Consider the following 19,952-nt stretch of genomic DNA (forward strand, 5'->3'; position numbering starts at 1 on the left):
CGGAACAGGAGCAAGCCATGACCGCATCCGACAAGGCGTTCACCGGATCGATCCCGCAGATCTACGATCAGCTCATGGTTCCCCTGATCTTTGAGCCCTACGCGCAGGATCTCGCGCAGCGCACGACGGCTCGGCGGCCGCGCGACGTGCTGGAGACGGCCGCGGGAACCGGCGTCGTCACCAGGGCGCTGCATGCAGGGCTGCCGCCGGACGTCCGGATCACCGCGACCGACCTCAGCGAACCCATGCTGATGCTGGCGAAGACGCATTTCGCCGAAGGGAACCGGATGACCTGGCAGCAGGCCGATGCGCTGGCCCTGCCCTTTGCCGATGCGAGCTTCGATGCTGTCGTGTGTCAGTTCGGCGTGATGTTCTTTCCCGATCGGCTCAAGGGCTATGCCGAGGCACGTCGCGTGCTGAGACCCGGCGGACGTTTCATCTTCAATGTCTGGGACCGCATCGAGCACAACGCGTTTCCCCAAGTGGTGCATGAGACGCTGCAGCAGCTGTTCCCCGACAACCCGCCGCAGTTCTTCACACGCACGCCGCACGGTTACTACGACATCGGACGGATCAAGGCGGACCTGACCGCAGCGGGATTCATTGATATCGAAATCGAGACGGTCACACATCGCAGCCGGGCGGCCTCGTCACATGAGCCGGCCACGGCGTTCTGCCAGGGCACGCCGATGCGCGGCGAGATCGAGGCGCGCGGCACGCCGGGGCTCGCGGCGGTGACGCAGGCGGTTGCCGAGGCGCTCGAACGACAGTTCGGACGCGGACCGATCGAAGGGCGCATTCAGGCACTGGTAATCTCAGCTGCCTGAGCGAACGAGACTCGAACGGCTATGGCGCGCGAGCGAAATGCGCCAGGAGCAGGATGACGGCGGCCCAGAACACGAATCCAACAAACGTGCACCATCCCTCGCCTGCAACGATGTCGCCGGTCGCCCGGGTCGCGAGCTCCCGGGCGCGGCCGATGGGTTCACGCAACGGCGCGACTTTGATCCGGCCGAGCGAGATCAACGGCAGGATCAGCCGTCCGGTGGCATAGAGGGTCGCGTACAGGGCAAATTCGAGGATCAGCCGAAGCGCAGCCAGGAGAAATTCCGCCATACGCGTTGGTCGCCCATGATCAATCGACGTTCAATCATCGCAAATTCCTGAAGCTGCCGTCTCGGGCGCCGATCAAATCGTGACGATTCAAGACGATGACGCCGTCTGAATCACCGAGAACGCCTCGCCCGGGCGGCGCAGCGCGAGCTGGTCGACCACCGCCGGCTCGTCCGTCACGCGATCGACCCGCGCAGCCGGCGGTCCCTTGCGGCAGGCGCCGACCATCGCCGCAACGTCATCGGCTGGGCCTGCGAAAACCGCCTCGACGCTGCCGTCGGTGCGGTTGCGCACCCATCCCTCCAGGCCATTCAGGATGGCCTGGTCCTCGACCCAGGCGCGATAGCCGACGCCCTGGACGCGACCGTGGATCATCACGTGAGCAATGGCGCGATCGGTCATGATCCGAGCCCCAGATAGTCGCGCAGGCGCTTCTTGGTCTCCGCCTCGCGCATCACGCGCGCGGTCAGTTCGGACGACGGCAGCCCCTTGAGCTGCTGCGGCGAAGCGCCGTCGCGCAGCGCCTTCAGCGTCTCATAGACCGCCTGCATCGCAGCGGCGATCGGCGCATGGCCCTGCAGCGCAATGCGGACGCGGCGCGCGGCGAGATAGCCGAGATCAGACATCTCCTCGGGCGCGCCGCCCAGCACGATCGGCAGCGTGGTCACAGCGGCGATCGCGTCGAGCTGGTCGCGCGCGGTGATTCCGGTGAAGAACAACCCGTCGACGCCGCAGGCCTCGTACGCCCTGGCCCGCGCGATCGCGTCGTCCAGCGAGGTGATCGAAGCAGCACCGGTCCGCCCCAGGATGACCAGCGCAGGATCGCCGCGGCCATCGAGCGCAGCCTTGACCTTGCCGACGCCCTCGGCGAGCGAGATCAGCTGCGGCTTGGCTGCGCCAAAGGCCTGCGGCAGCAGCGTGTCTTCGATGGTGAGGCCGGCAGCACCGGCAGCCTCCAGCTCCTGCACCGTGCGGCGGACGTTCAGCGCATTGCCATAGCCATGATCGGCGTCGACCAGCACCGGCAGCGTCGCGGCGCGCGACATCCGCCGCATCTGCTCCGCAAGCTCGGTCAAGGTGATCAGCGCGATGTCGGGATCACCGAGAACGGCCAGCGAAGCCGCCGAGCCGCCGAACATGCCCAGTTCAAACCCGACACCCGCGGCGATGCGGATCGAGATCGCGTCATAGACCGAGCCCGGATGGATGCAGCGATCACTCGCGAGGATCGCACGGAGCGCCTCTCTGCGTGCACGGAAGGTCATCCTCGCCTCCTCTCCTTCGTCATTGCGAGGAGCCGACGGGTCCGCGCAAAGCGCGGCCCGATGACAGGCTCCGCGACGAAGCAATCCAGAGTGATCCGCCGAGCCCTGGATTGCGTCGCTTCGCTCGCAATGACGGCTACTATGCCTTTACGCAAACTCCAGGATCAGCGCGTCCACCGCGAGCGTGGCACCGGCGGAGGCATGGACCTTCTTCACGGTGCCGTCCTGCTCGGCGCGCAGCACGTTCTGCATCTTCATGGCTTCTACCACGGCCAAGGTCTCGCCGGCCTTGACCTCCTGCCCCTCGGTCACGGCGATCGAGACCACGAGGCCCGGCATCGGGCACAGCAGCTTCTTGCCGCTGTCACCGGCGGTGACGACCGGCATCAGCCGCGCCGCGGCCGCCTCGGATTCCGTGTAGACGTAGACCGGCGCTTCGACACCCTGATGAGCGAGCCGCACGCCATTCGGGATCGCGCGGGCCTGCACCGCGATCGGCGCGCCGTCGATGGTGCCGTGCCACACCGCATCGCCCGGCTTCCAGTCGGACACCAGCTGATGCGCCGGGCCGACCTTGCCGTCAGCGCCGACGAAGCGGACGGTGATCGCGCCATTGTCTCTCGCAATGTCGAGCAGGATCTCGTCACGTCCGAGCCATACGGCACGGCGGCCTTGCCGCTTTACGGGCCGGCCGATCATCTGTCCCGAGATCTGCCGCTTGCGCTCGCCGAGCACGTGATCAATCGCCGCCCCCACAGCCGCGATCCGGCGCGCGATCTCGCCCTCCGGCGCGCGGGCGGCAAAGCCCTTGGGAAACTCCTCGGCGATGAAGCCGGTCGACAGCCGCCCCTCGCGCCAGCGCGGATGATTCATCAGCGCCGACAGGAACGGAATGTTGTGCCGGATGCCGTCGACATAGAAGGCGTCGAGCGCGGTGGACTGCGCCTCGATCGCCGCCGCCCGCGACGGCGCATGCGTGACCAGCTTGGCGATCATCGGATCGTAGTAGATCGAGATCTCGCCGCCCTCCTGCACGCCGGTGTCGTTGCGCACCGTGATGCCGTCGGCCTTGCTCTCGGCCGGCGGCCGATACTTCACGAGGCGCCCGATCGAGGGCAGGAAGCTGCGGAACGGATCTTCAGCATAGACGCGCGACTCCACGGCCCAGCCCTTCAGGCTGACGTCCTTCTGCGCAAGCGCGAGCTTTTCGCCGGCAGCGACCCGGATCATCTGCTCGACCAGATCAACGCCGGTGACGAGCTCGGTCACGGGATGCTCGACCTGCAGGCGCGTGTTCATCTCGAGGAAGTAGAAGCTCTTGTCCTGGCCGGCGACGAACTCCACCGTGCCTGCGGAGTCGTAGTTCACGGCCTTGGCGAGCGCGACCGCCTGCTCGCCCATCTTGCGCCTTGTCTCCTCGTCGAGCAGCGGCGACGGCGCCTCCTCGATGACCTTCTGGTTGCGGCGCTGGATCGAGCATTCGCGCTCGCCGAGATAGATCACGTTGCCATGCTTGTCGCCGAGCACCTGGATTTCGATGTGCCGGGGATCGGTGATGAACTTCTCGACGAAGACACGATCGTCGCCGAACGAGGCCTTGGCCTCGGCCTTCGCCAGATTGAAGCCCTCGGCCACTTCGCTGGTCGAATGCGCGATGCGCATGCCCTTGCCGCCACCACCGGCGGAGGCCTTGATCATCACGGGATAGCCGATCTCGTCGGCGATGCGCACCGCGTGCTTGTCGTCCTCGATGACGCCGAGGAAGCCCGGGACGGTGGAAACCTTGGCCTTCGCGGCCGCCTTCTTCGATTCGATCTTGTCGCCCATCGCGGCGATCGCGCCCGGGTTGGGGCCGATGAAGACGATGCCGGCCTCGGCCAGGGCCCGCGGAAACGCCTCGCGCTCCGACAGGAAGCCGTAGCCGGGATGCACGGCCTCGGCGCCGGTCTTGCGGCAGGCCTCGACGATGCGCTCGATCAAAAGATAGCTCTCGGCGGCGGCAGGCGGTCCGATCAGCACGGCATCGTCGGCCATCTCGACATGCAGTGCATCGCGATCGGCTTCCGAATAGACCGCTACGGTCCTGATTCCCATGCGGCGGGCGGTCTTGATGACCCGGCAGGCGATCTCGCCGCGGTTCGCGATCAGAATGGTCTTGAACATGTTTTTTCTTGATACCTTTGGGCGGGCTCCCCGCTCACGGCACAGGCACGACCACCGCGAGCTCAGCGGTTCGTCTATAGCAAAATTGCCCGCGCGCAACCCGCCTGTCGGCGCGATCCTGCCGATCTCGCGAGGCATGCCAAAGACCAGCGCTCCCGTCAGCCGGAATAGCTGTGGAAACGTCCGCGGGCGTAGGCGTGTGACACCGCCTTCATCAGCTCGGTCACCTCGGTCTCCAGATAATCGTTTGCAACAATCAGCGCGCGAATAGTCGCCCGGAGGTCGCCACCGCAGGCTGCGATCGCCTGATCCATGGCGGCATTCAGCGCCGCATCCTCGGTCTGCCCGGCGTTGGCGTGCAATTCGGACGGCATGGCGTGATGGCGATCCCTCGCTCGGGTCAGGCCACCATGTTCACTTTATGTTCCTTGGAGTCAAGGCGTATCACGACGCCCCGACCTCCTCCTGCTGCTGTTCGGCGTCCGAGGTCTCCGGCGCCAGCGCCACCGGCGTGCCCTGCCGCACAAGCTCATGGATGAAGCCGAGCTTGGCGATCACCGGCGGGGTCAGGATGAAGGGGTAGAGATCGCGCCCGCCCATTGCCCTGGCGACGCTGTTCATGGCGAAGGTGAACGGCAACCACGCGTTGACGATGGCATCGAAATCGCTGGCCTCATAGGGATCGAAGGTGACGCGCACGGTCAGCCCGCCGATCTGGTCGGCCGGCGGATCGATCTCCATGCCGAACTCGGAGGCCATCTCCAGCGTGTCGACGATGTGGAGATAGTGCGCCCAGGTCTCGGCAAAGTCTTCCCAGGGATGCGTGGTCGCATAGGCGGAGACGAAATTGTCCTGCCAATTGGCCGGCGCGCCCTCCTCATAGTGACGCTTCAATGCCTCGCCATAATCCAGGGTATCGTCGCCGAACATCGCCCGGCATTCCTCGAGCCGACCGGCGTCCCGCACCAGCACGTCCCAGAAATAGTGTCCGACCTCGTGGCGGAAATGTCCGAGCAGCGTCCGGTACGGCTCGTCCATCTCCAGCCGGCGGCGTTCACGCTCGATGTCGTCCGCTTCGGCCAGCGCAATCGTGACCAGGCCGTTGTCGTGACCAGTCATGACCTTCTGCTGGCCTGCGGGGTCGTCGGCCAGGAAATTGAAGATCAGCCCATGCTCCGGATCCTCGACCCGTGTTTTCACGGGCAGCTTCCATCGGATCAGCGAATAGAACAGCCGGTGTTTTGCCAGCTCAAGCTCGCGCCACGCGGCGAGTTGCGCCGGGTCGGAGAGATTCGGGATTGTCCCGTTGTGGCGGCAAGCGCGACAAAATCCGGTGCTCTCCCCGGCTTCGAGCAGCCAATTGCAGGCGTCTTGCTCGGCATTGGCGCAGAAGAAGCGCCCCGCTTGGCCATCGGCCAGCGTCCGAAACCCCTGCTCCGCCGGCTCGATCGCCGACAGGATCTGCCGCTCCGGCATGAAGGCGAGCTGATGGCCGCAGCGCCCGCAGCTGCGATTCTCGAAATACAGGATGTTCTTGCAGGCTTGGCAGACGAAGAGCTTCACAGGGTGGACCTACGCGTTGCAGTGTTCAGCGCCTGACGACGCGCGACAGTAACAGTCTGTTCCGGGAACACGGAACTTTTTGTATGCCCCGGCGTTCACGTCATGCGGGCGTTTGCCCGCCTCAATCGCTGGCCAGTTTGCTTCCCGTGACCCCAATGTCGCCACGCTTCCGAACACCCGCGGTGGAAACCTCGGGCGGCCGCTCGTCGTACCAATGCAGGTCAGCATGAACAGCGCGGATGCGCCCAAAGATGAAGACGTCGTTCCTGAAGCCGCTGGAGCGGCCGAGCTGCGTCAGCACATCGAGGAGATCGCGCGCGACCGCGATCAGGCCTATCGGGCGCTGCAGGAGCGCGAGGGCGAGCTTGCACGCATCCAGCGCATTGCGCGGGTCGGCGGCGTCGAGGTCGACCTGCGCGAAGGCTTTCGCAACCGCCGCTCGCCCGAATACCTGATCATTCATGGCCTGCCGCCCGAGGCCGTCCACGAGACCCATGAAGACTGGGTCAGGCGCGTCCATCCTGAAGATCGGCTCAAGGCCGAGCAGGACTTCATCGCCGCCGTCAAGGGCAATCAGGAGGACTACACCACCGAATACCGCATCATTCGCCCGAACGACGGCGAGATCCGCTGGATCCGCGTCATCGCCCGCATCGAGCGCGACCGGAGCGGCCGGGCGATCCGGCTGGTCGGCGCGCATATCGACGTCAGCGATCAGATGCTCGCGCAGGCCAAGCTGCGCGAGAGCGAGCAGCGCTTCCGGCTGATCGCCGACAGCGCGCCGGTGCCGATCTGGGTGACTAAGCTCGACCGCACCCGCTCCTTCGTCAATCGGGCCTATGTCGACTTTCTCGGCCTGCCCCATGACGAGGCGCTCGCCTTCGACTGGCGCAAGGCGCTGCATCCGGATGACCTCGCACGCGTGCTCGAGCAGCAGCACTCGGGCGAGTGCTCGCTGAAGCCGTTCTTCCTCGAGGCGCGCTATCGTCGCGCCGACGGGCAATGGCGCTGGCTGCGCTCCGAATCGCAGCCGCGCTGGGATGCTGGCGGTCAACATATCGGCTTCATCGGCGTCGCCCATGACGTCACCGCCGCCAAGCAAGGCGAGATCGAACTTCGCCGCATGAATGAGACGCTGGAGGAGCGGATCCGGGAGCGCACGGCGCAGCTCGCCGCCAACGAAGCGCGCATGCGCGCCATCTTCGATACCAGCAATCAATATCAGGCCATCCTGGACATCGAGGGCCGCGTCACCCACGCCAACCGGATCGCACTCGCCGGCATGCGCGCCGGCGGCATCGATGTGCTCGGACAGCGGCTGTGGGAAGCTGAGTGGTTCAGCCATACGCCGGGCGTCAGCGAGATGCTCCGCGGCGCCTTTGCCCGCGTATGCAAGGGCGAGACCTTTCGCGAGGAGATGCGGCTGGACTTCGCCAGCGGCGAGCGACATTTCGAGCTCTCGATGCGGCCGCTGCTCGACCAGCATGGCGCGATCACGGGTGCGGTCGCCGAGGCCGTCGATGTTACCGAGCGCATCCAGGGCGAAGAGCTGCTGCGCCAGTCGCAGAAGATGGAGGCCGTCGGCCAGCTCACCGGCGGGGTCGCACACGACTTCAACAATCTGCTGACGATCATCCGCTCGGCGACCGACTTCCTACGCCGCCGCGATCTTCCTGAAGAACGCCGCCGGCGCTATGTCGACGCGATCTCGGAGACGGTCGAGCGGGCCTCGAAGCTGACCGCCCAGCTTCTCGCCTTCGCGCGCCGGCAGCCATTGACGCCGCAGGTGTTCGACGTCGGCGAGCAGGTCGAAGGCGTCGTGCAGCTGATCCGGCCTCTCGTCGGCAGCCGCATCCAGATCGAGCTCGCCGCCACCGAGTCCAGGCTGTTCACGCTCGCCGACATCGCGCAATTCCAGACCGCACTGATCAACCTCGCCGTCAATGCGCGCGACGCCATGAACGGCGAAGGACGGCTGACGATCAGCGTGCGCAGCACCGAGGCGATCCCGCCGCTGCGGGGCCAGAGCGCGCGTCCCGGCGCATTCATCGCAATCTCGGTGGCCGACACCGGCTCCGGCATTGCGCCTCAGCATCTCAACGCGATCTTCGAGCCGTTCTTCACCACCAAGGAGGTCGGCAAGGGCACCGGCCTCGGCCTCAGCCAAGCCTTCGGCTTCGCCAAGCAGTCCGAAGGTGACATCGCGGTCGACAGCCGGCTCGGCCACGGCGCGAGCTTCACGATCTATTTGCCGCAAGCCACTGCGCCGCAGACCGGCACGGATGCGATCCTTGCCCGGATCGAGCCGGCCACGATCGGTCGCGGCTATCGCGTGCTGGTGGTCGAGGACAATGACGAGGTCGGACAGTTCTCGACCGAGCTGCTCGAGGACCTCGGCTACGTCACACGTCGCGTGGCCAACGCCCAGGATGCGCTGACGATCCTGCAGAACGACGAGTTCGCGGTCGATCTGGTGTTCTCCGACGTCATCATGCCCGGCATCAATGGCCTCGAGCTCGCCGGCATCATCCGCGACCGCTATCCCGGATTGCCGGTGGTGCTGACCTCCGGCTACAGCCACGTGCTGGCGGAAAACGCCCATCACGGCTTCGAGCTGATCAAGAAGCCGTATTCGGTCGAATCGCTGTCGCGCATTCTGCGCAAGGCGATGGCTGAGAAGGCGCCGCTGCCGCACTGAGCGCCGCGGGAACCAATGCCGATCATCAGGCGTTTTGCACGGCGATGAGGGGCCGCGATCGGCGTTGCGTGCAACGCCGGCTCCTTGGTCATCCCCTTGGCATTGCGGACCATTCGATGCGCTCTCTTCGCTCGCGGCTGTCGGCGCTATGGCTCATGCTGGCGGTCTCGGGCGCAGCAACGGGATATCTCCTCGTCGAGTCGTTTCAGCAATCGGCCGAGGCCCGCGCGGCGCGCGCGCAGGATCTCGTCATCCGCGGCTGCCGCGACATCGCCGAGCGCTATCAGTTCTTCGTCTCCGGCTGGCGCGGCGGGCCGGTCGACGACCGGCTCAAGCAGGAGCTCGTGCCCGTGGTGCGGACAGCACTGGCGGGCGCCCCTGGCGTCGAGGGCGGCATCTGGCAGGCCGGGAGCGGATCGCTGGCCTACGCCTATCCGAGCTATCAAGGCACCGGACCGAAGACCGACCTGCCTGCGGCGGAGCTCGGCGTGATCCAGCAAGTCAACGGCGAGGCGCAGCGCAGCATGCGCCAGGCCACGACGACCACTGCCGGACGGTCGCAAACCTTGATCGTCCATGCCTGCCCGATGCGCGGTCCGCTTCAGGACGTCACCGCCTGGACGATGACGCGCGCGATCACCGCGGAAGGTCCGGCCTACACGCATCTGCTGGCGGGACTGATCATGCTTGCGCTGACGCTGCTCGGCTCAGCGGTGTTTCTCGCCTGGATCCTGGTGTCGTGGTCGCGCCGCATCGCCATGATCGAGACGGCGCTGAGCGCGCCGACCGACAACGCCGATCTGCCGCATCTGCCACACACCGGCGCACGCGAGCTCGATCGCCTCGTCGATGCGGTCAACGACGCCGGCAGCCGGCTGTCGGCGGAACGGACGCGCGCCGCGGCAGCGGAACGCCTTGCCGCGGTCGGGCGGCTCTCGGCCAATCTCGCGCATGAAATTCGCAATCCGATTGCCGCGATGCGCCTGAAGGCGGAGAACGCGCTCGCCTCGTCCGACCCGGCCCGCAAGAGCGGTGCGCTCGAAGCGATCCTGAAACAGGTGGCGCGGCTCGATGCGCTGCTCCGCGATCTGCTGGCAATGACGCAGGCCAGCCAGCCGAAGGCTCGTTCCATCCAGCTCGAGAGCTTCCTGCAGTCGACGATCGAGGCGCATCGCGAGCTCGCCGCCCGTCACGGCATCGCGCTCCGCACCATCGTCCCCTCCTCTGCACCGACCTCCTGCTTCGATCCGCTGCAGATGCAGCGCGCGCTTGATAATCTGATCCTGAACGCGATCCAGAACACGCCTGAGGGCGGCGAGATCGTCATGGCCTGCGAGATCCACGGCGGACGCCTGCTGCTTCGCGTCACCGACAGCGGCCCCGGCGTCGATATCAGCATCAAGGATCGGCTGTTCGAGCCGTTCGTCAGCACCCGCACCGACGGCACCGGCCTCGGCCTTGCCATCGTGCGCGAGATCGCGCGCGCCCATCACGGCGATGCGCGGCTCGGACAGACCCGCAACGGCGCCAGCTTCGAGATTCACCTGCCATGTCAACCATCCTGATCGTCGACGATGATGCGGCCCTGCGCGAGGGTCTCGCCGAGACGCTGGCCGATCTCGGTCACGACGCGCGCGTCGCCGCGTCCGGGCGCGAGGCCATCGGAATGGTCTCGCCGGAGATCGACGCCGTGCTGCTCGACCTGCGCATGCCTGGGATCGACGGCATCGAGACCTTGCGCCGCATGCGCGCCGACGACAACGCCCCAGCGGTGATCGTGCTGACGGCCTATGCGAGCCCGGAGAACACGATCGAGGCCATGCGTCTCGGCGCCTTCGACCATCTGCTCAAGCCGATCGGACGCGATGAGCTGCGCGCGCTGCTGGACCGGCTGCCGCCGCGTTCGCCGGCTCAGGCCGATCGCGGCGCGGTCCGCGACAGCGGCTTGATCGGCGCGAGTGCGGCGATGCGCAAGGTGCAGAAGACGATCGGGCTCGCAGCGGACGCCGATGCAACGGTGCTGATCCGCGGCGAGACCGGCACCGGCAAGGAGCTGGTCGCCCGCGCGCTCCATGTCCACAGCCGCCGCAGCGCGAGCCCCTTCGTCGCCGTCAACTGCGCCGCAATTCCGCTAGACCTGCTCGAAAGCGAGCTGTTCGGTCACGTGAAGGGATCGTTCACGGGCGCCACCTCCGACCGGACCGGCGCGTTTCGCGATGCCGGCAACGGCACGCTGTTCCTCGACGAGATCGGCGACATGCCGCTGTCCATGCAGGCCAAGATCCTGCGCGCCCTGCAGGAACGCATCATCACGCCGGTCGGCGGCAAGCCGGCGCCGGTCACGGCCCGTGTCGTCGCCGCAACTCATCGCGACATCGCGCGACTGGTCACGGCCGGCGACTTCCGCGAGGATCTCTACTACCGGCTCAACGTCGTCCCGATCGACCTGCCGCCGCTGCGCGAGCGATGTCAGGACATCGTGCCGCTGGCGAACCATTTTCTCGCGCTCGCCTGCACCGAGCGGCCGCGGCCGCGGCTGAGTGAGGCTGCGGCCGACAAGCTCGTTCGCGCGCCTTGGCCCGGCAATGTCCGCGAGCTTCGCAACGTGATCGAGCGGGCCTGCGTGATGACGCGCAGTCCGGTGATCGAAGCCGATGACATCGACATCGCCACGGCTCCCGGCGATGCGGCAGAACCGTCCTCCGATCTCCCGACCGCGGTCGCGCAGCTCGAACGGCGCATGATCCGCTGCGCGCTCGACAGCTGCGCCGGGAACCGGACCGAGGCGGCGCGCCGGCTCAACATCAACAGGCAGCTGCTCTACACCAAGATGCAGCGCTACGGACTTCTCGATGAGGCGGTGTCAGGAAATCTGACGCGGGCCGTCGGGAAAGACGACGGCTAGCGCGCCTCCCCTGCATGCAACCCATTGATTTCACGACGGCGGCGCGCTGGCACGGCCGTTGCGAGGATGATCGCGTCAACATCACTCGACAAGGAGTTTTCATGACGACGCGAACGAGACTGCGATCGGCGACAGCCCTCATGCTGATGCTCGCCACGACGGCCGTAGGTATCTGTGCGGTGCGCGCGGAGACACCACAATCACCTCCTGACGCGACCTGGGACGCGTCGCAGCTGCCGGAGACGCGCGGCATCGTCAAGCAGTACACGCTGACGCCGCGCGGCGACGTCGATGGCCTGATCCTCAACGACGGCACCGAGGTGAAGCTGCCGCCGCATCTGACGGCCCAGGTGGTGTTCGCGATCCGGCCGGGCGATGCCGTCTCCGTCCGCGGGCTGCGGGCACGCGCGATTGCGCTGGTCGATGCGACCGCGATCACCAACATCGCAACCGGCAAGGGCGCCGTCGACAACGGTCCGCCCGGCGGACCGGGACGCCGCGGTGCAGCTCAGACGTTGAGCGGGCGCATCACCGCGCTGCTGCATGGCAAGCGCGGCGAGGTCAACGGCGCGGTGCTCGACGACGGCACTCAGCTGCGCCTGCCGCCGCCCGAGGCCGAACGCCTGACCGACTGGCTGCGTCCGGGACAGACGATCTCGGTCCGCGGCAACCTGATCGAGACCGCGCTCGGCAAGCTGGTCGACGTCGACGCGATCGGCACCTCGCCCGACCAGCTGACCGCCGTGGAGGGCCCGCGGCCGCCGCGTGGCCCGAACGGCGGTCCCGACCGGCTCGCGCCTCCACCTCCGCCGCCCCCGCCCCGGGGCTGACGCCGCCGTGACCTGATCCCCCCAACGAACACGCAGGAGACAAACATGCATTGGATCGACCCCGACAGCCTGCCCGTCGTGACCGGCAAGCTCGAACGCTTCGTGCTCAATCCTCACGGCGAGGTCGACGGCTTCATCATGACAGCGCACGGCAAGGACGTCCTCGTCCACACGCCACCGCACATGGAGGCGGAGCTGACGCGCCACATCAAGCCCGGTGAGGAGATCGGCGTGCACGGCGTGAGGCCGCGCGGCGCCAACCTGCTCGCTGCGGTCGCGGTGATCGCGGCGGATGGCCGGCCCATCGTCGACCAGGGACCGGATGACGAGCGCGAGCATCCCAAGCACGACCATCACGCGATGGACGCCGCCGGCACGGTACGGCTGTCTCTGTTCGGCCCCAAGGGCGAGCTGCGCGGCGCGCTCCTGACCGACGGCACCGTCGTGCGGATCGGGCCGAAGCAAGCCGCCGATGTCGCCGGGCTGCTGGCGCCAAATGCCGCGCTCGCCGTGCGCGGTGACGGCATCGAGACGCGCTTCGGCCGCATCGTCCACGCCCGCGAAGCCGGCCGGAGCCTGACGACGCTCATGCCGCTGAAGCATGGCAAGCCCGGCCCCAAGCACAAGCCTGGGCCAAAGGATAAGCATGGTCCGAAGCACGAGCATAAGCCCAAGCCGGGGCATGACCGCGACCACGACACCCGCGCATAGCGCGCGCCAAGCCTGACGCAACCGGGATCCGAGGTCACCAGCATGTCACAGGACGACAACACCAGGCGCCGCGCGGGCCATGCGCTCGACGCCGCCAACTTCTTCCTGGCCGACGTGCGCGATGGCCTCGGTCCCTATCTCGCGATCTATCTGCTCACCGAGCACAAATGGGACGAGGCCTCGATCGGCCTCGTGATGTCGCTGGCGACGATCGCAGGGATCCTCGCGCAGACCCCGGCCGGCGCGCTGGTCGATGCCACCAGGGCGAAGCGACTGATCATGATCGCCGCCGCGATCACGGTGACCGCCGCGTCGCTGTTGCTGCCGCTGACGGCGAGCTTCTGGCCGGTCGCGATCTCGCAGAGCATCGCCCATGTCGCGGGGGTGATCTTCGCGCCGGCGATCGGCGCGGTGTCGCTCGGAATCTTCGGAGCGAAAGCGTTCACCGCGCGGGTCGGCCGAAACGAGACCTTCAATCATGCCGGCAACGCAGTCGGCGCCGTCATTGCCGGCGCCGCCGCCTATGCGCTCGGCCCATCCGCCGTGTTCTATCTGATGGCCGTGATGTCGCTCGGCAGTCTCGTCAGCGTGTTCGCAATTCCCGAGCGCGCCATCGACCACGACGTGGCGCGCGGCCTGGGGCGCAACGCCGACGGCTCCGCCGACACCTCGGCGGGCGAGCAGCCCTCCGGCCTCGGCGTTCTCCTGACCTGCCGGCCGCTGTTGATCTTCGCCGTCTGCGTCGCGCTGTTCCACCTGGCCAATGCAGCGATGCTGCCGCTGGTCGGCCAGAAGCTGGCGCTGCAGGACAAGAATCTCGGCACCAGCCTGATGTCGGCCTGCATCGCGGCCGCGCAGCTCGTGATGGTGCCGATGGCGCTGCTGGTCGGCGCCCGCGCCGACCGCTGGGGCCACAAGCGCTTCTTCCTGGCCGCACTGCTGATCCTGCCGCTGCGCGCCGTGCTCTACACGCTGTCGGACGACAAGGCCTGGCTGGTCGGGGTCCAGCTGCTCGACGGCGTCGGCGCCGGCATTTTCGGCGCCATCATGCCGGTGATCGTGGCCGACCTCATGCGCAACACCGGCCGCTTCAACGTCGCGCAGGGGGCCGTCATCACCGCGCAGAGCATTGGCGCTGCGCTCTCCACGGCCTTGGCGGGCGTCATCGTGGTGTATGGCGGCTACAGCGCAGCCTTCCTGGCGCTCGGCGCGACCGCAGCCATTGCCGTGATCGTGTGCTGGCTGCTGCTGCCGGAAACGCGGGACGGCTCTGCAGACGAACGCGATCAAAAGCCGCAGACACAGCCCGCGCCTTCGGCTATCGCAGCCGGATAATCTGTTTCTCCAGCCCGCTCCGCCATCATGAATTCGCACGATACCTGGCTCGCCCTCGGCATCATCATCCCCGCCACCGCCGGCGTCATCATCCGCCCCTTCCGGCTGCCGGAGGCGATCTGGGCGATGCTCGGCGCCGCGGCGCTGGTCGCGCTCGGCCTGCTGCCGGTGGCCGACGCCCTGGCAGGCATCCGCAAAGGCGTCGACGTCTATCTGTTCCTGATCGGCATGATGCTGATTGCCGAGCTCGCCCGCCGCGAGGGCCTGTTCGACTATCTCGCCGCCTACGCCGTCGAACATGCGCGCGGCTCGCCGCAGATGCTGTTCCTGCTGGTCTATGCGGTCGGCACCCTGGTCACCGTGCTGCTATCCAACGACGCCACCGCCATCGTGCTGACGCCGGCCGTCTACGCCGCCACGCGCGCGGCCGGCGCCTCGCCGCTGCCTTATCTCTACGTCTGCGCCTTCATCGCCAATGCCGCGAGCTTCGTGCTGCCGATCTCCAACCCCGCCAATCTGGTGGTGTTCGGCGAGCGCATGCCGCACCTTACGGACTGGCTGCGCCAGTTCACGCTGCCCTCGATCGCCGCGATTGCGATCACCTATGTCGCATTGTGGCTGACCCAGCGCCGAGCGCTGCGTGCGGAGACGCTGCGCACCGATGTCGACAAGCCCCGGCTCAGCCGCGAGGGGCGGCTGGCCGCATTCGGCATCATGGCGATCGCGGCCGTGCTGCTGACGGCGTCGGCACTCGACGTTCAGCTCGGCCTGCCGACCTTCGTCTGCGGTGTGGTGACGGCTGCCGCAATCCTGCTGATGAGCAGGCAATCGCCGTGGCCCGTGATCGAGGGCGTGTCATGGAGCGTACTGCCGCTGGTCGGCGGCCTGTTCGTGATGGTGGAGGCGTTGCACCGCGTCGGCGCCATCGGTCAGCTCAGCGCCTGGCTGCATGACGGCGTCGCCCAGGCGCCGCTTGGCACGGCCTGGGCGGCCGGGCTGATGACGGCCGCGGCCGGCAACATCGCCAACAATTTGCCGGTCGGTCTCGTCGCGGGTTCGGTCGCGGCCAGCGACCACCTGCCGCACGAGGTCATCCGCGCGATCCTGATCGGCGTCGATCTCGGCCCCAACATCTCCGTGACCGGCTCGCTCGCCACCATCCTCTGGCTCACCGCCTTGCGGCGCGAAAAGATCGAGGTCTCCGCCTGGCAGTTTCTGAAGATCGGACTCGTAGCAACGCCGCCAGCGCTGGTTGCGGCGCTGGCGGCGGCGATGTGGTGACGATCAGCCCGGCGATCAGGCCGCGGCTTCGTAGTTGACCGCAGTCTCCGCGATCTTGGTCAGGGTCTCATCGGTCTTGCGCTCTTCGTTCAGCGTCTGGTCGAGCAGCTTGGCCGCCTTCGGGATGTTGAGCTTGAGCGCCCAGGCCTTCAGCGTGCCATAGCGCGACATCTCGTAATGCTCCACCGCCTGGGCGGCGGCCAAGAGACCGGCGTCGAGCGCCTGCGTGCCCTTGTACTCGTCCATGATCTCCTTGCCCTCGTCGATGATGCCCTCGATCGCATCGCACTTCTTGCCGCGGGCCGGCTTGCCGAGCATTTCGAAGATCTGCTCGAGGCGCTCGATCTGGCCTTCGGTCTCGTCCTGGTGCTTGAGGAAGGCGGCCTGCAGCTTGTCGGACTGGGCGGCCTTGGCCATCTTCGGCAGGGTCTTCAGGATCTGCTTCTCGGCGTAGTAGATGTCCTTGAGCGTATCAAGGAAGAGTTCGTTGAGATCCTTCTCGGCAGGCATGGTAAACTCCCTGGTTGTTGCGCGCCGACAACCGGGGAGCGTGGTGCTTGTTCCTCACATCAGCTGCCGCAACGGCAATAATCATTCCGCTGCGCAGCATTCACGCGCCTCCCTCTTGTAACGAAACCGTCATGCGGCAAAACTAAACCTTCGCCATGCGGCGAGACGCCGCGATTCCGCCGATGCTTTTCAGGAGTTTTAAATGCGCCGCCCGCTCGTCCTGCTGTGCGCCGGACTGACCCTGCTGTCGTCCAGCGCCGCATTTGCGCAGAACGCCTCCCCCCATAACCTGATCCTGTTCATTCCCGACGGCCTGCGGGCGCTGAAGGTCACCCCGGACACCGCCCCGGCCATGGCGGCCGTCCGCGACAAGGGCGTCAACTTCAAGAACTCGCATTCGCTGTTTCCGACCTTCACGATGGCCAATGGCTCGGCGATGGCGACCGGCCATTATCTCGGCGACACCGGCACGTTCTCGAACACGATCTTCACCGGCTACACCTCGGCGCCCGCCGGCGATACCGTCGTGCCCTTCATCGAGAACGACGCCGTGCTCGGCGACATCGACGAGCATTTCAATGGCGACTACCTCAACGAGGACACGATCCTGAAGCTCGCCCGCAAGGCCGGCTATTCGACGGCCGCGATCGGCAAGCTCGGCCCGACCTATCTGTTCGACCACACCGCCTGCCCCTGCAAGCCGGGCGCGACCTCCTCGATCGTGATCGACGATTCCACCGGCGGCAAGAACGGCGTGGCCGTGACCGACGAGGTCAAGGAGGCCATGACCAAGGCCGGGCTGCCGACCGCAACGCCGCCGCGCGGCGACAACGGCAAGGCCGGCGACGCCAAGACGCCGGGCACGACATCGGCCAACGTGCCGCAGCAGGCCTACATGGTCGATGTGGCCACCAAGGTGGTGCTGCCGATGTTCAAGGCGCGCAACAAGCCGTTCGTGCTGGTGTTCTGGTCGCGCGATCCCGACGGCAGCCAGCACAATCACGGCGACAGCCTCAACACCATCACGCCTGGAATCAACGGCCCGACCTCGATGGCCGGCATCAGGAACGCCGACGACAATCTGGCGGCGCTGCGCAAGGCGCTCGACGATCTCGGGCTGGCGGCTTCGACCAACATCATGGTGCAGGCCGACCACGGCTTCTCAACCATCTCCAAGGAGAGCAAGACCAGTCCCTCGGCCAAGGTCAGCTATGACGACACGCCGAAGGATTTCCTGCCGATGGGCTTTTTGGCGCTCGACCTCGCCAAGGCGCTCGACCTGCCGCTGTTCGATCCGAACGACAAGAACGCGGCAGTACCCGCCGGCAAACACCCGAAGGCCGGCAACGGCGTGCTCGGCAAGGATCCGACCAAGCCCGATCTCGTCGTCGCCACCAATGGCGGCTCGGACCTGATCTATCTGCCGAACAACGACAGGAAGCTCGCCCGCCGCACCATCAAGGCACTGCTCGAGCAGGACTACGTCTCCGGCATCTTCGTCGATGACAAGCTCGGCGAGATCCCCGGCACGCTGCCGCTGTCGGTCGTCAATCTCGACGGCAAGGCCGTGACGCCGCATCCGGCGGTCGTCGTCAACTTCCGCTCCTATGTCGCGCCGGGCTGCGACGTACCGAGCAACTGCTCGGTCGAGGTCGCCGATACCGTGCTGCGCCAGGGCCAGGGCATGCACGGCTCGTTCAGCCGCGGCGATACCTACAACTTCATGGCCGCCATCGGTCCCGACTTCAAGTCGGGCTTCGTCGATCCGCTGCCCGTCAGCAACGCCGACGTCGGCATCACCGCCGCCAAGCTGCTCGACCTCAAGACCAAGCCGAATGGCAAGCTGATCGGCCGCGTCATGACCGAGGCAATGCCGAATGGCGCGACGCCGAAGGCCACGACCGACGTCATCAAGTCGGATCCCGCCGCCGGCGGCCTGCGCACGGTGCTGAAGCTGCAGCGCGTCGGCCAGCAGCGCTATTTCGACGTTGCCGGCTTCCCCGGCCGCACGGTTGGGCTCGACGAAGAGGCGCCGAAACAGAAGGCGGCGGCGAAGTAATCAGATAGCCAACGCAGTGAAATAACCAACCGCGTACCACCCGGGTGAGCGTCAGCGACAACCCGGGTGATCTCGTCCCGCAAGTCGTTTCGCTCCTGCGGGCCCCCGCTCTCTCCGCGTCATTGCGAGCGTAGCGAAGCAATCCAGAATCCCGCGCACCGCCCTGGATTGCTTCGCTGCGCTCGCAATGACGCGTGGAAACACGAGCTCTCCCGTGCGGAGCTGCGCCCATCATGCTGCATCACGCCACCCTCACCGCGCCACGTCGAGCGCCACCCGGACCTCGATCGTCTTGCCGGCGCGGAGCACGCGCAGCACGGCACGGTCCCCCGGCGACTTGCCCTCCAATGCGCGTGTCATGTCGTCGGGCGAATCCATCTTCTGCCCGTCGATCGCCAGCAGCACGTCGCCGAGCACGAAGCCGCCGTCGCGGCTCAGCCGCGCCGGAATGAGCCCCGCCTTCTCGGCTGCCGAATCCGGCTCGACGTCGAGCACGAACACGCCGGAGAGGCCTAGGCGCGCCGACAGCGCCTCATTGGCCTTGGGATCGGTGCGGATGCCGAGGCTCGGGCTGACATAGCGTCCCGCCGCGATCAGCCGCGGTACGATGCGGTTGACCTTGTCGACGGGCACGGCGAAGCCGATGCCGGCAGATGCTCCCGACGGACTGTAGATCGCGGTGTTGACGCCGATCAGCCGTCCCGCGCTGTCGAGCAGCGGCCCGCCTGAATTGCCGGGATTGATCGCGGCATCGGTCTGGATCAGGCCGTTGAGGACGCGATCCTGCGTGACCTGCAGGTTGCGGTTGAGCGCCGAGACGATGCCGGTGGTCAGCGTGCTGTTGAGGCCGAAGGGATTGCCGATCGCGAACACCTTCTGTCCGACCTTGAGATCGGCGCTGGTGCCGATCGGCAGCGGCTTCGGCCGGTCCACGCCGACGCCGATCACGAGCACGGCGAGATCATTCTCCGGATTGGCGCCGACCAGGGCGGCACGGAACGAGCGTCCGTCGGTGAGGCTCACCAGCGCTTCCGTCGCGCCTTCGATGACGTGATAGTTGGTGACGACGTGGCCGAGTTCGTCCCACACGAAGCCCGAGCCGGTGCCTGAGCGCTCCCCCTGCGCGTTCCCCGTCCAGGGATTGACCGACTGCTGGACCGTCGTGATGAACACCACCGAGCCGCTGCGGCTCTCGAACAGCGCGATCGTGCTCTTCTCATCCGACGCGAGATCGCCGCGCGGCGTGATGTCGCGGGGCTTGGAACGCAGGCCGAGCAGCTCCGCCTGGATCAACGGAAAGGTCTGCCAGGCCATCATGAGCAGCAGCGCCGTCGCCGCCACCGCAAGAAGACGCGCGGGAAAGCTCCATTGCCTCATCTCGAGGTCTCCGTGCTCGGTCTCATCACGGCCGATTGATTCACCAGCGCGCCCGCCTCATCAAGAGGCTGGAGCCGAGCAAGCCTCGACACGCCGAGAGCACAAAAAGCAAAAAGCGCGATGATGCCATCGCGCTCTTCGC

17 protein-coding genes are annotated in these 19,952 nt (G+C 66.9%); 9 read left to right on the forward strand and 8 right to left on the reverse strand.

Features of this window, described 5'->3' with window-relative positions:
* Positions 1 to 17: 17 nt before the first annotated feature.
* Positions 18 to 827 (forward strand): class I SAM-dependent methyltransferase, encoded by an 810-nt coding sequence (locus QQL87_RS25695; protein ID WP_284421754.1) that lies wholly within the window; start codon positions 18 to 20, stop codon positions 825 to 827.
* Positions 828 to 846: 19 nt separating this feature from the next.
* Here QQL87_RS25695 and QQL87_RS25700 read toward each other — a convergent pair whose 3' ends face one another.
* From QQL87_RS25700 to QQL87_RS25725, 6 genes are all read right to left on the reverse strand, one after another.
* Positions 847 to 1,116 carry a hypothetical protein gene (locus QQL87_RS25700; RefSeq protein ID WP_284421755.1) on the reverse strand — a complete coding sequence of 90 codons (270 nt, stop codon included), beginning with the start codon at positions 1,114 to 1,116 and terminating at the stop codon, positions 847 to 849.
* 87 nt (positions 1,117 to 1,203) lie between these two features.
* A complete protein-coding gene (locus QQL87_RS25705; protein WP_284421756.1) occupies positions 1,204 to 1,515 on the reverse strand; it encodes an acylphosphatase in 312 nt (103 codons plus the stop codon).
* A complete protein-coding gene (locus QQL87_RS25710; RefSeq protein ID WP_284421757.1) occupies positions 1,512 to 2,378 on the reverse strand; it encodes an isocitrate lyase/PEP mutase family protein in 867 nt (288 codons plus the stop codon). Before QQL87_RS25710 ends, QQL87_RS25705 begins: the two co-directional genes overlap by 4 nt.
* 147 nt (positions 2,379 to 2,525) lie before the next feature.
* Positions 2,526 to 4,541 carry an acetyl-CoA carboxylase biotin carboxylase subunit gene (locus tag QQL87_RS25715; RefSeq protein ID WP_284421758.1) on the reverse strand — a complete coding sequence of 672 codons (2,016 nt, stop codon included), beginning with the start codon at positions 4,539 to 4,541 and terminating at the stop codon, positions 2,526 to 2,528.
* A gap of 158 nt (positions 4,542 to 4,699) precedes the next feature.
* Complete coding sequence (locus QQL87_RS25720) at positions 4,700 to 4,915, reverse strand: hypothetical protein (protein ID WP_284421759.1); 216 nt, start codon at positions 4,913 to 4,915, stop codon at positions 4,700 to 4,702.
* 70 nt (positions 4,916 to 4,985) lie between these two features.
* Positions 4,986 to 6,104: a zinc-binding metallopeptidase family protein gene (locus QQL87_RS25725; protein ID WP_284421760.1), complete on the reverse strand. Its 1,119-nt coding sequence runs from the start codon at positions 6,102 to 6,104 to the stop codon at positions 4,986 to 4,988.
* 226 nt (positions 6,105 to 6,330) lie between these two features.
* On the opposite strand from QQL87_RS25725, the gene QQL87_RS25730 reads away from it, so the two are divergent.
* The 7 genes from QQL87_RS25730 (at position 6,331) to QQL87_RS25760 (ending at position 15,864) form a co-directional block, all read left to right on the forward strand.
* Positions 6,331 to 8,802, forward strand: a complete 2,472-nt coding sequence (locus tag QQL87_RS25730; RefSeq protein ID WP_502871220.1) for a PAS domain-containing protein — start codon at positions 6,331 to 6,333, stop codon at positions 8,800 to 8,802.
* A 116-nt stretch (positions 8,803 to 8,918) separates the two neighbouring features.
* The gene (locus tag QQL87_RS25735) at positions 8,919 to 10,367 is read left to right on the forward strand and encodes a sensor histidine kinase (protein WP_284421762.1); all 1,449 of its coding nucleotides are present in this window, start codon (positions 8,919 to 8,921) and stop codon (positions 10,365 to 10,367) included.
* Positions 10,352 to 11,707, forward strand: a complete 1,356-nt coding sequence (locus QQL87_RS25740; RefSeq protein ID WP_284421763.1) for a sigma-54-dependent transcriptional regulator — start codon at positions 10,352 to 10,354, stop codon at positions 11,705 to 11,707. The genes QQL87_RS25735 and QQL87_RS25740 overlap by 16 nt, the downstream gene beginning before the upstream one ends.
* A gap of 101 nt (positions 11,708 to 11,808) precedes the next feature.
* Positions 11,809 to 12,537 carry an OB-fold nucleic acid binding domain-containing protein gene (locus QQL87_RS25745; protein WP_284421764.1) on the forward strand — a complete coding sequence of 243 codons (729 nt, stop codon included), beginning with the start codon at positions 11,809 to 11,811 and terminating at the stop codon, positions 12,535 to 12,537.
* 45 nt (positions 12,538 to 12,582) lie between these two features.
* The gene (locus tag QQL87_RS25750) at positions 12,583 to 13,248 is read left to right on the forward strand and encodes a hypothetical protein (protein WP_284421765.1); all 666 of its coding nucleotides are present in this window, start codon (positions 12,583 to 12,585) and stop codon (positions 13,246 to 13,248) included.
* 42 nt (positions 13,249 to 13,290) lie between these two features.
* Entirely contained in the window at positions 13,291 to 14,583 is a 1,293-nt protein-coding gene (locus QQL87_RS25755) for an MFS transporter (protein WP_284421766.1), read from the forward strand.
* Between the two features lie 27 nt (positions 14,584 to 14,610).
* Positions 14,611 to 15,864 carry an arsenic transporter gene (locus QQL87_RS25760; protein WP_284421767.1) on the forward strand — a complete coding sequence of 418 codons (1,254 nt, stop codon included), beginning with the start codon at positions 14,611 to 14,613 and terminating at the stop codon, positions 15,862 to 15,864.
* Positions 15,865 to 15,879: 15 nt separating this feature from the next.
* On the opposite strand, the gene QQL87_RS25765 is transcribed toward QQL87_RS25760, so the two are convergent.
* Positions 15,880 to 16,374 (reverse strand): YciE/YciF ferroxidase family protein, encoded by a 495-nt coding sequence (locus tag QQL87_RS25765; RefSeq protein ID WP_284421769.1) that lies wholly within the window; start codon positions 16,372 to 16,374, stop codon positions 15,880 to 15,882.
* A 202-nt stretch (positions 16,375 to 16,576) separates the two neighbouring features.
* Between QQL87_RS25765 and QQL87_RS25770 the strand changes: the two genes are divergently transcribed.
* The gene (locus QQL87_RS25770; protein ID WP_284421770.1) at positions 16,577 to 18,433 is read left to right on the forward strand and encodes an alkaline phosphatase family protein; all 1,857 of its coding nucleotides are present in this window, start codon (positions 16,577 to 16,579) and stop codon (positions 18,431 to 18,433) included.
* A gap of 252 nt (positions 18,434 to 18,685) precedes the next feature.
* Here the strand turns inward: QQL87_RS25770 and QQL87_RS25775 are convergent, their stop codons facing one another.
* On the reverse strand, positions 18,686 to 19,810 hold the full coding sequence (locus tag QQL87_RS25775) for a S1C family serine protease (protein ID WP_284421771.1): 1,125 nt from the start codon (positions 19,808 to 19,810) through the stop codon (positions 18,686 to 18,688).
* Between the last annotated feature and the right edge of the window lie 142 nt (positions 19,811 to 19,952).

The organism is Bradyrhizobium sp. SSBR45G (assembly GCF_030159255.1).
GTDB lineage: Bacteria > Pseudomonadota > Alphaproteobacteria > Rhizobiales > Xanthobacteraceae > Bradyrhizobium.

What these genes read in the sequence shown, in the direction of transcription:
- QQL87_RS25760 (WP_284421767.1), top strand. Translation starts at nt 14,611, where the DNA reads ATGAATTCGCACGATACCTGGCTCGCCCTCGGCATCATCATCCCCGCC.
- QQL87_RS25750 (WP_284421765.1), top strand. Translation starts at nt 12,583, where the DNA reads ATGCATTGGATCGACCCCGACAGCCTGCCCGTCGTGACCGGCAAGCTC.
- QQL87_RS25720 (WP_284421759.1), bottom strand. Translation starts at nt 4,915, where the DNA reads ATGCCGTCCGAATTGCACGCCAACGCCGGGCAGACCGAGGATGCGGCG.
- QQL87_RS25710 (WP_284421757.1), bottom strand. Translation starts at nt 2,378, where the DNA reads ATGACCTTCCGTGCACGCAGAGAGGCGCTCCGTGCGATCCTCGCGAGT.
- QQL87_RS25705 (WP_284421756.1), bottom strand. Translation starts at nt 1,515, where the DNA reads ATGACCGATCGCGCCATTGCTCACGTGATGATCCACGGTCGCGTCCAG.
- QQL87_RS25740 (WP_284421763.1), top strand. Translation starts at nt 10,352, where the DNA reads ATGTCAACCATCCTGATCGTCGACGATGATGCGGCCCTGCGCGAGGGT.
- QQL87_RS25755 (WP_284421766.1), top strand. Translation starts at nt 13,291, where the DNA reads ATGTCACAGGACGACAACACCAGGCGCCGCGCGGGCCATGCGCTCGAC.
- QQL87_RS25735 (WP_284421762.1), top strand. Translation starts at nt 8,919, where the DNA reads ATGCGCTCTCTTCGCTCGCGGCTGTCGGCGCTATGGCTCATGCTGGCG.
- QQL87_RS25775 (WP_284421771.1), bottom strand. Translation starts at nt 19,810, where the DNA reads ATGAGGCAATGGAGCTTTCCCGCGCGTCTTCTTGCGGTGGCGGCGACG.
- QQL87_RS25695 (WP_284421754.1), top strand. Translation starts at nt 18, where the DNA reads ATGACCGCATCCGACAAGGCGTTCACCGGATCGATCCCGCAGATCTAC.
- QQL87_RS25770 (WP_284421770.1), top strand. Translation starts at nt 16,577, where the DNA reads ATGCGCCGCCCGCTCGTCCTGCTGTGCGCCGGACTGACCCTGCTGTCG.
- QQL87_RS25700 (WP_284421755.1), bottom strand. Translation starts at nt 1,116, where the DNA reads ATGGCGGAATTTCTCCTGGCTGCGCTTCGGCTGATCCTCGAATTTGCC.
- QQL87_RS25765 (WP_284421769.1), bottom strand. Translation starts at nt 16,374, where the DNA reads ATGCCTGCCGAGAAGGATCTCAACGAACTCTTCCTTGATACGCTCAAG.
- QQL87_RS25730 (WP_502871220.1), top strand. Translation starts at nt 6,331, where the DNA reads ATGAACAGCGCGGATGCGCCCAAAGATGAAGACGTCGTTCCTGAAGCC.
- QQL87_RS25715 (WP_284421758.1), bottom strand. Translation starts at nt 4,541, where the DNA reads ATGTTCAAGACCATTCTGATCGCGAACCGCGGCGAGATCGCCTGCCGG.
- QQL87_RS25745 (WP_284421764.1), top strand. Translation starts at nt 11,809, where the DNA reads ATGACGACGCGAACGAGACTGCGATCGGCGACAGCCCTCATGCTGATG.